We start from the raw sequence: 13,426 nt of genomic DNA, 5'->3' as shown, positions 1-13,426 counted from the left end.
GTGAAGCGGTCGGTCAGCGGCCGGCGGGCGTCAGGCCGAGCGACCGGCCCGCCAGGCCACGCGCGCGCGTCGCCAGACCACGGGCGATGCCGCGCAGGGCGACACCGGCGGCCGAGTCGGGGGCACTGAGGACCACGGGGTTGCCGGCGTCCCCACCCTCGCGCAGGGTGGCGTCGAGCGGGATCTGGCCGAGCAGCGGCACGGTCGCGCCGATGCTCCGGCTGAGCGAGTCGGCGACAGCCTGGCCGCCGCCCGAGCCGAAGATCTCCTGGCGCGTGCCGTCGGGCAGCTCGAGCCACGACATGTTCTCGATGACGCCGGCGATGCGCTGGTGCGTCTGGAGGGCGATCGAGCCGGCCCGCTCGGCGACCTCGGCCGCGGCCTGCTGCGGCGTCGTGACGACGAGGATCTCGGCCGTCGGGATGAGCTGCGCCACGGAGATGGCGATGTCGCCGGTGCCGGGCGGCAGGTCGAGCAGGAGGACGTCGAGGTCGCCCCAGAAGACGTCGCCGAGGAACTGCTGCAGCGCGCGGTGCAGCATCGGGCCGCGCCAGACGACGGGCTGGTTGCCCGGGACGAACATGCCGATCGAGATGACCTTCACGTCGTGCGAGATGGGCGGCAGGATCATGTCGTCGACCTGGGTGGGCCGCTGCTCGACGCCGAGCATGCGCGGCACGGAGAAGCCGTAGACGTCCGCGTCCACCACGCCGACCCGCAGGCCCTGCTCGGCCATCGCGGCCGCGAGGTTGACCGTGACCGAGGACTTGCCGACGCCACCCTTGCCCGACGCGACGGCGTAGACGCGGGTCAGCGAGTTGGGCTGGGCGAAGGGGATCTCCTTCTCCGGGGTGCCGCCGCGCAGCTGCTGGCGCAGGGCGGTGCGCTGCTCGTCGCTCATCACGTCGAGGGTGACGTTGACCGAGGTGACTCCGGGGACGCCCTGCAGGGCTGCGGTGGAGTCCTTCGTCAGGGTGTCCTTCATCGGACAGCCGGAGACGGTGAGATAGATGGAGAGCTCGACGTGCCCGGCTTCATCGACGTCGACCGACTTGACCATGCCGAGCTCGGTGATCGGCTTGCGGATCTCGGGGTCGTTGACCTTCGACAGTGCCGTGAGCAGGGCGTCGCGGCTGGGCAGGGCGGGGGCAGACATGTCACCCATCGTATGCCGCCGGGCTGGGCCACCCGACCACGGTGGCCTCCCGTGGGGGTGGCCTCCCTCACCCCGGGCCCCGTCCCAGCCCGCCTACCGCAACACACCCTCGTGTCGACGGCCTGCCCCCGCTGCAACCGGCACCAGCACGCGCTACGGGGGTGGGCTGCGGTGTCAGTCGAGGGGTGGCTGCTTCGGTGCGTGCGTGGGTACTGCCTCGTCGGCCGGGCGGATCAGGCCGCGCTCCTCGAGCTCGCCGAGCAGGTCGCGCAGCTCGGAGCGGACGAAGTCGCGGGTCGCCTGCTCCCGGAGGGCCAGGCGCAGCGACGCCACCTCACGGGTGAGGAACTCCGTGTCGGCCAGGTTGCGCTCGTCGCGGGACCGGTCCTGCTCCAGGGCGACCCGGTCGCGGTCGGCCTGACGGTTCTGCGCCAGGAGGATGAGCGGCGCGGCATACGACGCCTGGAGGGAGAGGATCAGCGTGAGGAGCGTGTAGTTCGTCTCGCGGGGGTCGAACTGCTGCGCCCTGGGCATGAAGGTGTTCCAGGCCAGCCAGATCGCGACGAAGATCGTCATCCCGATGATGAAGCCCGGGGTCCCCATGAAGCGGGCGAACTTCTCGGACAGGACGCCGAAGGCCTCCTGGGTCAGCGACAGGCGCGGCAGGAACGAGGCCCGCAGCTCGCGTGGCTGGTCGAGCCGGTCACTGGGTGCCCCCGCCCGGGTCAGGCGCCGGCTGGACTGCTCCGTCACGGCTTGACCTCCAGCTCGTGCCGCTCCTCACGCCAGTCCTCGGGCAGGATGTGGTCGAGGACGTCGTCGACGGTCACGGCGCCGATGAGGCGGCTGTCGTCGTCGACGACGGGCAGCGACACGAGGTTGTAGGTCGCGAGGGTCCTGGTCACCCGCTCGAGCGAGGCGTGGGCCGGGAGGGGCTCGAGCTCCTTGTCGATGATCGAGCCGACCGGGGCGTGCGGCGGCTCGCGCAGCAGGCGCTGGATGTGGACGAGGCCGAGATAGCGCCCGGTCGGCGCCTCGAGCGGTGGCCGGCACACGTAGACCATCGTCGCGAGCGCGGGCGCGAGCTCCTCGCGGCGCACCATCGCCAGTGCCTCGGCGATGGTCGCCTCCGGCCCGAGGATGACCGGCTCGGTCGTCATCATGCCGCCGGCCGTCTTCTCGTCGTAGGAGAGCAGGCGCCGCAGCGGCGCGGCCTCGTCGGGCTCCATGAGCTGGAGGAGCCGCTCCGCCTGCTCCGGCGGCAGGTCGGCGAGCAGGTCGGCCGCGTCGTCGGGCTCCATGGCCTCGAGGACGTCAGCCGCGCGCTCGTTGTCGAGCCCGGCGATGATCTCGACCTGGTCGTCCTCGGGCAGCTCCTCGAGGATGTCAGCGAGCCGGTCGTCGTCGAGCGCGGCCGCCACCTCCGCGCGGCGCTTCGGGTTGAGGTCGTGGATCACCTCGGCGAGGTCGGCGACCTTGAGGTCGTCGTAGGTCTCGAGGAGCCGCTCGGCGCTCTGGGCCGGGGCGTCGTCGTGCAGCCCGACAACATCGCGGATCTCGACGAGCATCGTCTTGCCGGAGCGCCGCCGCGTCAGGCGCGACATGGCCCGGGAGGCGGATGAGACCCCGTCGGCCTGCCGGACGAAGACCTTGACGGCATACCAGTCCCGGCGCGGCGACTGCTCGATGGCGATGTCCTCGACGATCGCCTGCGCGAAGCCGGCGCCCTCTGCCTCCGGCGTGGCCACCTGCACGGTGCGGTCGAACAGCTCTGCGGCGACGAGGGTCTCGTTGGTCCGCTGCTCGAAGCGGCGCATGTTGACCAGGCCCGTCGTGATGACGGCGCCGGCGTCGATCGAGGTGACCCGGGTCATCGGCACGAACACCCGGCGCCGCCCCGGCACCTCGACGACGAGGCCGATGACGCGCGGCTCGGGCCTGGCCCGGGAGAAGACGAGGACGACGTCGCGGACGCGACCGACCTGGTCACCGAGCGGATCGAAGACGCTCAGGCCGGTCAGTCGTGCGACGAAGACACGGGTGCTGGCGCTCATGGGCCAAGGCTATTCGCTCGCGGCCCGAGGTGGCCGCTGCCACGTCGAGCGACTGCCCCGCGGCAGGTCGGCGTCAGCGCTTGCGGGCCTGGCGAGGAGCGTCGTTGGCGCGGCGCGGTCCCCGGCCCTTCCAGTGCCACGGCCGCCACGCCGTCGTCGTCACGGTGGTGCGGGCCGGCTCGGCGCGCAGGTCCAGGGCGGTGTAGGCGCCGGGGGACTCGAGCGGCGACCCGAACGGCATCAGCGCAGTGACCGTGCACTCCTTGGCCCACCGGGTGACGCTGTCGTCGACGGAGTTGAGCCGGGAGGCGCGCAGCAGCTCCGCGGCGTGGTCCCACTCGGGGGTGCCGGGCTCGAGCACGGCTGCGTGGGCTCGGGTCGTGAGGAGCCGCCCGCCCGTGTCCTTGCTCCGGAGGATGAGCCCCACCTCCTTCGGCAGCCAGGGGAGGGGCTGCTCGCCGGGGCCGCTCACGACGAACGCCGTCGTGCCGTCCCAGACGTGCCAGGCCGGCCAGGTGCGGTCGTCCGCCACGTCGATCCACAGCAGGCTGGACTTGTTCATGGCCTCGCCCAGCAGCGCACTGAGGTTGAGGGATGGCTGCTCCGTCACAGCCACCACCCTAGTGATCCGGCTCGTGAGACGGTGGGAGCCGCGAGTGATAGCGGTCATAACGCCCCCGACAGGCCTCGCGCTACGTTGGCGCGCATGCGTAGCGCCAAGGACTTCTTCAAGCCCCTCGCCGTGGGGGCACCGGCACCGATCTCGGAGGTGCCGGCCCGCCCGAGCCGGATGATCCACTTCTTCGACCCGAGCAACGAGAAGATGGCGGCCAAGGTCCCCGGCCTCGTCGGCACGGTCGACGTGCTCCTCGGCAACCTCGAGGACGCCGTCAAGGCCGACCGCAAGGAGGCCGCCCGCAGCGGTCTCGTCGCGATCGCCCGGGCCACCGACTTCGGCGAGCACACCCAGCTGTGGACCCGGGTCAACAGCCTCGACAGCCCGTGGGTCCTCGATGACCTGACGACGCTCGTCACCGAGATCGGCGACAAGCTCGACGTGATCATGGTGCCCAAGGTGCAGGGCGCCGAGGACATCCACTACGTCGACCGCCTGCTCGCCCAGCTCGAGGCCCGCGCCGGCCTGACCCGGCCGATCCTCGTCCACGCGATCCTCGAGACGGCCCGCGGCATGGCCAGCGTCGAGGAGATCGCGGGGGCGAGTCCGCGCATGCAGGGCATCTCGCTCGGACCCGCTGACCTCGCGGCCGACCGTCGGATGAAGACGACCCGCGTCGGCGGTGGCCACCCCGGCTACCTGGTCCGGCAGGACCCGGTCGGTGGCGACGTCACCGCGGACCGCACGATCCACCAGCAGGACCTGTGGCACTACACGATCGCGCGAATGGTCGACGCCTGCGCGATGCACGGGATCTTCCCGTACTACGGCCCCTTCGGCGACATCAAGGACGTTGTCGCGTGCGAGGACCAGTTCCGCAACGCGTTCCTCCTCGGCTGCGTCGGCGCGTGGTCGCTGCACCCGGTCCAGATCGACATCGCCAAGCGGGTCTTCAGCCCCTCGGTCGAGGACGTCGCGCACGCCCGCCGTGTCAAGGAGGCCATGGGCGACGGCACCGGTGCGGTCATGCTCGACGGCAAGATGGAGGACGACGCCAGCCTCAAGCAGTGCCTGGTCATCCTCGAGCTCGCCGACCGCCTCAGCGCCACGGACCCAGAGCTCAAGCAGCTGTATGCCGCCGAGTCCCTCTCCGAGGAAGGTGACCAGAAGTGAGCGTCGAGTCCCAAGCCGGCCCAGCGGCATACGGCAGCTTCCGGCCGCGGCGGTCCGTCCTCTACCTGCCCAGCTCCAACGAGCGCGCGCTGGAGAAGGCCAAGACCCTCCCCGTCGACGCGCTGATCCTCGATCTCGAGGACGCCGTGGCGCCCGACGCCAAGGCGACAGCGCGCGAAAATGCCTGCGCCGCAGTGCGGTCCGGCGAGTATGGCCGCACCGAGCTGACGATCCGCGTCAACGGGATCGGGTCCGAGTGGCACGACGCCGACATCGCCGCCGCGGCGGCGGCCGGACCGGACGCCATCGTCGTGCCCAAAGTGAACTCCGCCGAGGAGGTGCGTCAGCTCGTCGCCGCCATGGAAGCAGCGGGCGCGCCGGACAAGACCAAGCTCTGGGCGATGATCGAGACCCCCGACGCGGTGCTCGACGCCCGCGAGATCGCCTCGGCGTCGGAGCGGCTCACCGCCTTCGTGCTCGGCACCAACGACCTCAACAAGGAGCTGGGTGCGGAGCTCGTCCCCGGCCGTCAGCCGCTCCTGACCGCGCTGTCGCTGACGCTGCTCGGCGCCCGCGCCGCCGGCATCGCCGTCATCGACGGCGTGTGGATGGACGTCAAGGACCTCGACGGGCTGCGCGCCGAGTGCGTCCAGGGCCGCGAGATGGGGTTCGACGGCAAGACCCTGATCCACCCGGGCCAGGTCGAGCCGGCCAACGAGGTGTTCGCGCCGAGCGCCGAGCAGGTCGAGGATGCCCGCGGGCTGATCGAGGCATTCGAGGCCGCGATGGCCGAGGGCAAGGGCGTCGCCACCTACAAGGGCAAGCTCGTCGAGAACCTCCACGTCGACACGGCCAAGAAGGTGCTGGCCACCGACGCCGCGATCCGCGCGCTCTAGCTGCACCGACCCAGCCCAGCGGTGTCGTATGCCGCTGGGCGGGGTCGGTCGGTCAGACCGCCTTGGTCAGCCGGAGACCTTCGCGATGGTGACCGGCCCGACGACCGAGAAGTCATCGTCCTCACCGGGGAAGTCCCAGCGTGAGACGAAGTGGCAGGTCAGGCTGTCGCCGACGAACGCTGCCTTGGTGCCGAAGGTCTGCGTCGGGCCGAGCAGAGCAGCTGTGTCGTACTCGGCAGGTGGCTCGGTCAGCAGGCCGGGGCTGTAGTAGTGGGTCTGCTCGAGGACGACGTAGTGGCCGGCCAGCTCACCAGTCGAGATCCACAGCGTCCCCGTGGTGAGGGCGACCCATTCGTCGGAGCCCAAGGTCGCCGTCGGGCAGTAGAGGTCGGCGTCCGGCAGGCGGGTGATCGGTGCTGCCGAGGCTGCGGTTTCCCCTGCCCCCACGGCGGTCGCCAGGACGGCGGCCACGGCCAGTGCTCGTGTGTTCATGATCCCTCCCGATCGTGATCGTGAGCGGTTGAATGGCGGCACCAGTGTGAGGTGGGTCTCAGCGAAACGGGAGGGTCTTTGGTCCCGACGGTGGGGCCGGTCGGGAAACATCGGGGGAGTGCGGGACGTTGACCGGTCGTGAGTGAGACGCGCGAGCGCCCGACCGTGCCCGCCCCCAGAGGGCCGGCCCGTCGGGACGCGCCGCCCGAGCCCCCGTTGCGCCTCACGCGGCGGGGCTTCATCGTCTTCGGTGCACTCGGGCTGGGCACGGTCGCCGCGGGGACCTACGCCGTCACGAGCGGCCTGTCGAGCGTGCCGGGCCTGCCGCAGATCCCCGGCCTCATCGAGCCGAGCCCGCGCGAGGTGTTCGCCGATCCCGTGCCGGTGGACCGAGCGGCACTGCAGGCGCGGACGAAGCTCGGCCCAGCGGCATACGTCTATGAGGTGACGGGACGCCCGGCGACCTACTACGTCACCCCGGCGTTCGGGGCGCGGCTCGACGCGTGGCTCGCGCTGCATCGGCAGCACACCGGGCAGCGGGCCGACACGGTCCGTTCCTACGGTGCCTGGGTGCGGGGCAGTGGCAGCTCCTGGCACAGCTCCGGCGAGGCGTTCGACCTGGCCCGCCTGCGCGCCGACGGCAAGGACCTCGTGTCGCTGCGCTACGACCAGTGGCGCGATGCTCCGGCGAGCGAGCTGCGCCGGCGCCTGGCCGCCTACTGGCGGGTGGCGGCCGGACTGCACCACGAGTTCGCCGACGTCCTGACCTACCTCTACGACAGCTCCCACTCCAACCACATCCACGTGGACACCGGGCGGTTCGGTGCGGAGCGGCCGCGCCTGATCCGGAGGTCCCGCGTGCAGGCCCAGGCCGTGCAGGCGATGTGCCGCCACGTGTGGGGTCGCACGGACGTCGAGATCACCGGCGAGTGGGACGAAGCGACGCGCTCGGCGACGACGGCGATCCTCGAGCAGGTCGGTGGGCCCGGCGAGCTGGAGGAGAGCCGCGAGGCGTGGCAGGCCTTCATGGTCGCCACCATGCAACGCACGTAGACGGGCAGCATTGCGGTGCAGTCTGTTTCGTCGGACCTCGACGAGCGGTGTCGCGCTGGCTGCGCTAGCCTACGGGCGGCCGCTTCACCGGGGACGCGGTCTCATCCGACACAGGGGGTTTCGGTGCGCAGCGCACGAGACGTCGTGCAGTTCTCGTCCGACCGGGACGTCCGGGCCATCGCGACGGGCTGGGCCCACGAGCACGGTTTCCGCATGCTGCGGATGTCCAGCGCGGCGCTCGTCTTCGGCAAGCGACCGGTCGCCGTGGCGCTGCCCGTCATGGTCGAGCTGGCGAGCCGGGACACGCTCCACACCGTCTCGTGCTGGGGACGCCTCAACCGGATCGTGATGACGAGGGACATCAGCCTCACCGATCCCGCCCGCACCGGCCGCCGCCACCGTCTGCGAGCGCAGGGGGAGATCAACGAGCTGCTCTGGGAGCTGGGCGCGCCCCCGCTCGAGGGCACGCACCACCTCTGACCAGCCCCCGCAACACGCCCGGCGCCTCTCAACTCCCTGCGTTGCAGCACGGGTGAGTTGCTGGGCGCCGGGCGTGTTGCGGGGTTGGGGCCGGGTCACCAGCGGACGGTCGCCGCCGCCATCAGGTCCCCGAAGAGATGCCCGGCATCGACCTCGAGCCCCCGCCGGGTGAACCAGTCGGCCATGTTGCGTGCGTCCCGCTCGAGGAACTCCGGCCCGTGGGGGTTGCCGATGACGTCGACGACCTGGGGCCAGTCGATGATGACGAGCCGAGGGTCGCCGCCGGTGGGTGGGGCCTCGTCGAGGAGGACGTTGTAGGGCGACAGGTCGCCGTGCGCCCAGCCGAGCTCGGCCAGCCGCAGCATGGCGTCACGCAGCTGCTCGAAGAGGACCGGGAGCAGCACGGGGTCCGGTCGCGTCTGGGCGAGCCGTGGCGCGGCCTGCCCGTCCGGTGTGCCGATGAACTCCATGAGCATCTCGTCGGAGTCCATCTGCACCGGATAGGGGACCGGCAGGCCCTCGCCCCACAGCCGAACCAGGGTCTCGAACTCGGCGAAGGCCCAAAGCCCACTGATCAGCTCCTTGCCGAACGAGGTGCGGGTCGCGATGGCGCGTGTCTCGCGGGACTTCCGGACGCGGCGGCCCTCGAGATAGCCGGAGTCCCGATGGAAGAGGCGGTGCTTGCTCGACCGGTAGCGCTTGCTCGCCATGAGCACGTCGCGGTCCGGGCTGCTCGGCACCCAGCGGCGGACGAGATGGACGTCCGCCTCCTTGCCGGTCTTGAGGACGCCGAGGTCCTCGTCGACGGCCGCGAACTCCGTCACCACCCAGGGTGGACGGGGTTTGGGGCCGTGCGTGGAGCCGTCCCAGCTCGACCAGCGGTCGCCGGCAGGCGGCGCGTCCGGGCGGGTGTCTACGGCAAAGGGTGAGTCGTCGTCGTGGAAACGATTGAAGGACAAGAGAGCTCCAAGGAAGAGGTGGAAGTGGGCAGGTGTGCCCGGACCGTGATGGACATGTCACCCCTCCTTGAGCTCGGGCAGCGGCGTCGGCTCCGCTGCATGCCGTACGAGCGTGACGCCCCGTCGGGCCGCCCCGCAACCCGTTTTGTGTCATTCCGGGTCACCGGGCGCGGTCGCACCTCTACCGTGAACAGAGAGCCACTGTGGCCCAGCACCAAGGGGGGAGTCGTATGCCGCCCACCTCCTTCGCGAGTGGAGGCGTCCGAGCCGTCGTGCCGGAGTCCTACGACGTGCGCGAGGCCGCCCGGGAGCGAGCGCTCCCGGGCGAGCCCGGGTTCGAGCAGGCGGCTGCCAGGGAGGCGATGCTCACCGCGCTGGAGGAGAGCGGGCTCGAGACGGCCGAACGGCTCGAGCTCGCACCTCGCCGGGCGCGCGACCTGCCCGCCCCATCCCCAGACTCGAGTGGCCCCGCCGTCCCCAGCGAAGGTGTGGACAGCGGGGCCACTCGACGTGGCTCGGGAGCTGCGACGGCAACGCTCGAGGTCGACGTCGGCCCCGAGGAGGACGCGGTCGTGCTCCTCGAGCGGGACGGCGTCTACTCGTGGCAGCTACCGACGGATGCGGGGGAGCGCACCCGGTCCATCGACCTCAGTCCCCGGACCGCCCGGTTCGAGATCGACCTGGACGGCACGACCGACCGCGCGGGCGCTGGGAGCGAGCCCAGCGGCATACGGCCTCGTGGGCTGCTCGGCGACGCAGTAAAGGGCGCCGTCCAGGCCCTCGTCCTGCGGTTCGCGGCGCCGCTCGTCGACCACGCCATCGAACGGATGGAGGACCACGTCCGCACCGGACTCGTCCACCTCACCGGGACCGACGTCACGGCTTGGCGCCGCTTCGAGCGGCTGGACGAGCTCGGCCTCCCGACGGACCGGCCCGTGCGGCTGCTGCTCCTCATCCACGGGACCTTCTCCTCCACCGCCGGTGGCTTCGCAGCCTTCGGCTCCGACGAGAACGCCATGGGGCTGCTGCGCACGGCGCTCGGCGCCTACGACGCGGTCATCGGCTATGACCACCGGACCTTGAGCATCGATCCGCGCCAGAACGCCAAGGACCTGCTGGAGCGGCTGAGCGCCCACCACCCGCAGGCCGACCTCGTCATCGACGTCATCACCCACAGCCGTGGGGGCCTGACGACCCGCAGCCTCGTGGAGTACGAACTGCCCCAGTCGGACTGGCCGGGACGGGTCGACCGGGTGGTCTTCGTCGGGGCGACGAACGGTGGCACCCACCTCGCCGACCCCGAGCGCTGGCGCGACCTCGTCGACCTCTACACCAACCTCGTCAGCGTGGGCGCCGGGGCGGTGGCAGCGCTCCCCGGCGGGGCGCCGGCAGCGGCTGTCGTCGCAGGGGTGGTCCGGGGGATCGGGGCGCTCGTCAAGTACCTCGTGTCCTACGCCGCCGAGGGCGACGGCGTGCCGGGCCTCGCGGCGATGGTGCCGGACGGGGCGTTCGTCACGGATCTCAACACCCTGCAGGCGGGCCAGCCGGGGCCGGGGACGCAGTGGTTCGTGATCGCCTCGAACTTCCATGTCGACCTCGCCGACGACTCGCACCGGCCCCCGGAGTTCCCACGGGAGCTCGTCGTCCGGCTCGCCGAAGGCTTCGTCGACGGGCTGTTCGACGGCGACAACGACCTCGTGGTCGACACGGCGTCGATGAGCGCGATCGGGCTGCCCGACGGCGGCTTCGTCGCCGACGCGCGGGTCCTGGCGTCGAACGACCGGGTCTATCACACCAACTACTTCGCCCAGGTCGACGTCATCGAGGCCATCGCGGGCTGGCTTCCGCTGGGCATGGGAGCGAGCGAGCCGGTGGGCGTCGGGGCGGAGCCCGAGCCGGAACCTCGAGAGCGGGACCTGCCGATGGCGCCGCTGCCCCCGCCCAGTCGGGACCTGCCGATGGCGCCAGCGCCGGCGCCCCCGCCCAGTCGGGACCTGCCCATGGCACCCCCTCCACCATCGCCGTCACCCGAGACGCCGCTCCCGGATGAACCGGCGTCCGGGGGGCCGCCCACCGAGGCGACCGTCGCGGCCGAGATGCCGGCCGTGGTCTCCGTCGAGGATCCGTTTGACGTGCGGATCCTGCTGTCGCGCAAGGACATCAAGGCGGATGATGACATGGTTCACGTCTCCACCGTGGTGGCCGTGCAGGCGGAGCGGCCGGTCTCCGTGCAGGTCGTCGGCAAGTCGAACGCCGAGGTGGTCGGCACGGACTCCGACATCCTGGGGCTGCCACTCGGCGGCGGCGAGTCGTCCGTCTCCTTCCAGGTGCGCGCCCTCGCCGTCGGGCCCGTCGTCGTCAACGCGATCGTCCGCCAGGGGCGGGTGCCGCTCGCCACGCTCTCCCTGGAGGCGACCGCGGTCACCGAGCTCGCGCTGGGGGCCCCCGATCCGCCGGCCCGGGCCGAGATCCACACGGGCATCGACGCCCCCGAGCTCGACGGCCTGCCCTGCCTCGACATCATCGAGAGTGCCCGACCGGACGGGTCGGTCGTCTACAAGTACGCGGTGCGGATCGAGCAGGACGGCCCGGGCGTCGCCTTCCAGTCCCTGCCCATCCAGGACCGAGCCCGGACGATGGCTGGATTCCTCGAGGAGGTGCAGGAGCTCGTCGGCGCCGACCTCAGCGAGGCGCAGCTGCTGCGCAAGCTGCAGGACCTCGGGACGCGGCTCTACGACGCGCTCTTCCCCGAGGAGATGCAGGCCTACCTGTGGAAGCACCGCCACGAGATCGGGGACCTCATCGTCTATGCCGACGAGCCCTATGTGCCCTGGGAGCTGGTGCACCTCAAGCCGCCCAAGGGCCAGCGGGGGCAGGAGCCGCGCTTCCTGGCCCAGGGGGGGCTGGTCCGCTGGCGCCTCGGCAGCTTCCCGCCCAAGGAGATCCGAGTCCGGGAGGGCCGGGCTCGGTCGCTGATCCCCGACTACCGCGACCCGCAGTACGTCCTGTCGGAACCGGTCCACGAGGCCACCTACCTCGCCGGGCACTTCGGTGCCACGCCGGTCCGCGCGACGCCCACCGGGGTCGTCCAGCTCCTGCGCAGTGGCCGCTTCGACCTGCTCCACTTCTCGGGCCACGGTGCCGCCGACGTCGAGGACATCCTCGGCGCGCGCATCCTCCTGCAGGGCCGCAAACGGGGCCGCACCGTGGAGCCGCAGTTCCTCAGCGCCACCGAGGTGAGCGAGAACGCCCGGTGGGTCCCTGCCCACGAGGCCGGACCGATCGTGGTGCTCAACGCCTGCCAGACCGGCCGGGAGGGGATCCTGCTGACGACCGCCGGCGGCTTCGCCGACGCGTTCCTGGACGCCGGCGCGTCGGCGTTCGTCTCGTGCCTGTGGTCGGTCCACCAGCAGCCTTCGCGGACCTTCGTCGAGACGCTCTACGACGAGCTGCTCGCCGGGACCCCGATGGCCCGGGCCACCGCGCGGGCCCGTCAGGCAGCCCGCGACAAGGGGGACGCGACGTGGCTCGCGTTCGTCGTCTACGCCCGCCCCGACGCCGTCCTCACCCGAACCTGACTGAGGGTGAGTCCCGAACACCGCATCCACCAAGGAGGAACAGGTCATGGCCCGAAGCGCGGTCTGTGTCGGCATCAACGAGTTCGAACACCTCCCGATGAGCAGCTGGCTCGCCGGGTGCGTCAACGACGCCGAGGACATCTCGGCGGCACTGAAGAGGCTGGGTTTCACCTCGCGCACGACCACGGTGCTGCGAGACTCCGAGGCGACGAAGCGCGCCGTCATGGCCGCCCTCACGGCGATGGTCGACAAGGCCAAGCCGGGGGACCACCTCGTCTTCTCCTTCTCCAGCCACGGCACCCAGGTCCCCAACCGCCCGGGCGACAAGGACGAGCCGGACGGGCTCGACGAGGTCTTCGCCTGCTATGACATCAAGCGTGCCGGCGACCAGTGGGACCGGGACACGGTCATCTCCGACGACGAGCTGCGCGAGCTCTTCCAGCGGGTTCCCGAGGGCGCCCTCGTCGAGGTGCTGCTGGACACCTGCCACAGCGGCACCGGCCTGAAGGACCTCGAGGAGATCCAGCTGGCCATGACCCTCGGACGCAAGCCGCGCTTCCTGCCCCCGCCGACCCCCAGGGGCCTCGACCGCGCCCGATCGATCCGGGAGCTGGCGCCCACGCGCACCGTCGACCACAAGGGCCTCGTCGAGCTGACCAAGCGCGGCAAGGGCGCCAGGCCGGTGCTCTTCGCAGCCTGCCGCCCGCACCAGACGGCGTCCGACGCGACCTTCGACGGCCGCCCCAACGGTGCCTTCACGCACCTCTTCCTCCGTTCGCTCAAGGACCGACCCGAGGCCACCCGCGCCGAGCACCTCAAGGCCATCCACGCCGGGCTGAAGGCCGAACGCTTCGAGCAGCGCTCGACGCTGGAGGGCGCCCTCAAGGCGAAGAAGGTCGGCTTCGGCAGCCTCTGGTGACACCCACCAACTCGAGTGGCCCCGTCCTCCACAGACCAGGTGTGGAGGAC

Annotated in this window: 12 protein-coding genes; 6 read left to right on the top strand and 6 right to left on the bottom strand. The window is 71.5% G+C overall.

Annotation, left to right across the window (positions count from 1 at the left end; all coding sequences use genetic code 11):
• Window positions 1-13 precede the first annotated feature (13 nt).
• The 4 genes from OO014_RS10810 to OO014_RS10795 form a co-directional block, all read right to left on the bottom strand.
• Window positions 14-1,156 (bottom strand): Mrp/NBP35 family ATP-binding protein, encoded by a 1,143-nt coding sequence (locus OO014_RS10810; protein ID WP_272462326.1) that lies wholly within the window; start codon window positions 1,154-1,156, stop codon window positions 14-16.
• Window positions 1,157-1,330: 174 nt separating this feature from the next.
• Complete coding sequence (locus OO014_RS10805; RefSeq protein ID WP_272462325.1) at window positions 1,331-1,909, bottom strand: DUF1003 domain-containing protein; 579 nt, start codon at window positions 1,907-1,909, stop codon at window positions 1,331-1,333.
• A complete protein-coding gene (locus OO014_RS10800) occupies window positions 1,906-3,210 on the bottom strand; it encodes a magnesium transporter MgtE N-terminal domain-containing protein (protein WP_272462324.1) in 1,305 nt (434 codons plus the stop codon). Before OO014_RS10800 ends, OO014_RS10805 begins: the two co-directional genes overlap by 4 nt.
• Window positions 3,211-3,283: 73 nt before the next feature.
• Window positions 3,284-3,820, bottom strand: coding sequence for a hypothetical protein (locus tag OO014_RS10795; RefSeq protein ID WP_272462323.1), 537 nt, complete (start codon window positions 3,818-3,820; stop codon window positions 3,284-3,286).
• 96 nt (window positions 3,821-3,916) lie between these two features.
• Here OO014_RS10795 and OO014_RS10790 point away from each other — a divergent pair, with 96 nt between their 5' ends.
• Both OO014_RS10790 and OO014_RS10785 read left to right on the top strand, forming a co-directional pair.
• Window positions 3,917-4,999, top strand: coding sequence for an HpcH/HpaI aldolase/citrate lyase family protein (locus tag OO014_RS10790; RefSeq protein WP_272462322.1), 1,083 nt, complete (start codon window positions 3,917-3,919; stop codon window positions 4,997-4,999).
• Complete coding sequence (locus tag OO014_RS10785) at window positions 4,996-5,895, top strand: HpcH/HpaI aldolase/citrate lyase family protein (RefSeq protein WP_272462321.1); 900 nt, start codon at window positions 4,996-4,998, stop codon at window positions 5,893-5,895. Before OO014_RS10790 ends, OO014_RS10785 begins: the two co-directional genes overlap by 4 nt.
• A 66-nt stretch (window positions 5,896-5,961) precedes the next feature.
• On the opposite strand, the gene OO014_RS10780 is transcribed toward OO014_RS10785, so the two are convergent.
• Window positions 5,962-6,387, bottom strand: a complete 426-nt coding sequence (locus OO014_RS10780; protein WP_272462320.1) for a hypothetical protein — start codon at window positions 6,385-6,387, stop codon at window positions 5,962-5,964.
• Between the two features lie 138 nt (window positions 6,388-6,525).
• Between OO014_RS10780 and OO014_RS10775 the strand changes: the two genes are divergently transcribed.
• Window positions 6,526-7,440 carry an extensin family protein gene (locus OO014_RS10775; RefSeq protein ID WP_272462319.1) on the top strand — a complete coding sequence of 305 codons (915 nt, stop codon included), beginning with the start codon at window positions 6,526-6,528 and terminating at the stop codon, window positions 7,438-7,440.
• 123 nt (window positions 7,441-7,563) lie between these two features.
• Entirely contained in the window at window positions 7,564-7,920 is a 357-nt protein-coding gene (locus OO014_RS10770) for a hypothetical protein (protein ID WP_272462318.1), read from the top strand.
• Between the two features lie 95 nt (window positions 7,921-8,015).
• Here the strand turns inward: OO014_RS10770 and OO014_RS10765 are convergent, their stop codons facing one another.
• Entirely contained in the window at window positions 8,016-8,879 is an 864-nt protein-coding gene (locus tag OO014_RS10765; RefSeq protein ID WP_272462317.1) for a serine protein kinase RIO, read from the bottom strand.
• Window positions 8,880-9,109: 230 nt separating this feature from the next.
• Between OO014_RS10765 and OO014_RS10760 the strand changes: the two genes are divergently transcribed.
• Entirely contained in the window at window positions 9,110-12,457 is a 3,348-nt protein-coding gene (locus OO014_RS10760) for a DUF7379 domain-containing protein (RefSeq protein WP_272462316.1), read from the top strand.
• A gap of 46 nt (window positions 12,458-12,503) precedes the next feature.
• Complete coding sequence (locus OO014_RS10755) at window positions 12,504-13,376, top strand: caspase family protein (RefSeq protein ID WP_272462315.1); 873 nt, start codon at window positions 12,504-12,506, stop codon at window positions 13,374-13,376.
• The last annotated feature ends 50 nt before the right edge of the window (window positions 13,377-13,426 follow it).

Origin of the sequence: Intrasporangium calvum (assembly GCF_028446585.1) — a bacterium.
Classification (GTDB): Bacteria; Actinomycetota; Actinomycetes; order Actinomycetales; family Dermatophilaceae; genus Intrasporangium; species Intrasporangium calvum_A.
Note: the sequence above shows the minus strand (reverse complement) of the source record. Positions and strands in the feature narration are given on the sequence as shown.

Bases quoted from the DNA above. Each gene is read 5' to 3' on its own strand.
- OO014_RS10810 (WP_272462326.1), bottom strand. From the start codon at position 1,156: ATGTCTGCCCCCGCCCTGCCCAGCCGCGACGCCCTGCTCACGGCACTG.
- OO014_RS10800 (WP_272462324.1), bottom strand. From the start codon at position 3,210: ATGAGCGCCAGCACCCGTGTCTTCGTCGCACGACTGACCGGCCTGAGC.
- OO014_RS10790 (WP_272462322.1), top strand. From the start codon at position 3,917: ATGCGTAGCGCCAAGGACTTCTTCAAGCCCCTCGCCGTGGGGGCACCG.
- OO014_RS10780 (WP_272462320.1), bottom strand. From the start codon at position 6,387: ATGAACACACGAGCACTGGCCGTGGCCGCCGTCCTGGCGACCGCCGTG.
- OO014_RS10760 (WP_272462316.1), top strand. From the start codon at position 9,110: ATGCCGCCCACCTCCTTCGCGAGTGGAGGCGTCCGAGCCGTCGTGCCG.
- OO014_RS10755 (WP_272462315.1), top strand. From the start codon at position 12,504: ATGGCCCGAAGCGCGGTCTGTGTCGGCATCAACGAGTTCGAACACCTC.